This window comes from Gemmiger formicilis, from assembly GCF_016901605.1.
Classification (GTDB): domain Bacteria; phylum Bacillota; class Clostridia; order Oscillospirales; family Ruminococcaceae; genus Gemmiger; species Gemmiger formicilis_B.
On record NZ_JACJKP010000349.1, the window covers coordinates 1 to 784 of the forward strand.

A 784-nucleotide genomic window follows, 5' to 3' on the forward strand; every position below is an offset into this window, starting at 1 on the left:
ATCGCTGCCCGCGGGCTCCAGCAGACGGTGCTGGATCAGCTGGTACTTCACCGCACGGTCGGCGCACATCTTGCAGGAAGGTGTGTTGCCGCAGTGGAAGCCCATGAAGGTATCGGTGAGCTTGTAATCGAACTTGCCGGCGATGTCCTCGTCGTAGATGTACTTGGGCACGCTGTTGTTGATGTCCAGCAGGGTGACGGTATCGCCGGTGACGCACATGCCGATGTACTCGGACAGGGCACCGTAGATATCCACCTCGCAGGAAACGGGGATGCCGCGGGAAACCAGACGGGAGTTCACATAGCAGGGCTCAAAGCCGAACTGGCTGGGGAAGGCGGGCCAGCACTTGTCCGCAAAGGCCACATACTTCTTGCTGCCCTTGTGGGCTTCGGCCCAGTCCAGCAGGGTCAGTTCAAACTGTGCCATACGGGCCAGCAGGTCGGGGTAGTATTTGCCCTCGCCCATCTCGGCGGCCATGTCAGCGCAGACTTCGGGGATGCGGGGATCATCGGTGTGTTCTTTGTAGGAGACAAGCAAATCCAGCTCACTGTTTTCCTCGATCTCCACGCCCAGCTCATACAGGCCCTTGATGGGGGCGTTGCAGGCAAAGAAGTCCTGGGGACGGGGACCGAAGGTAATGATCTTCAGGTCCTTGACACCCAGAATGGCACGGGCAATGGGTACGAACTCAGCCATCTTGTCGGCCAGTTCCTCGGCGGTGCCCACGGGATACTCGGGAATATAGCCCTTCAGGTGGCGCATACCCAGGTTGTAGGAGCAGTTC

1 protein-coding gene is annotated in these 784 nt (G+C 59.3%); it reads right to left on the reverse strand.

The genetic code is table 11. The features are described 5' to 3' along the window. A partial coding sequence (locus H6B10_RS14765; RefSeq protein WP_430661766.1) for an L-fucose/L-arabinose isomerase family protein occupies positions 1-784 on the reverse strand: 784 nt, incomplete at both ends.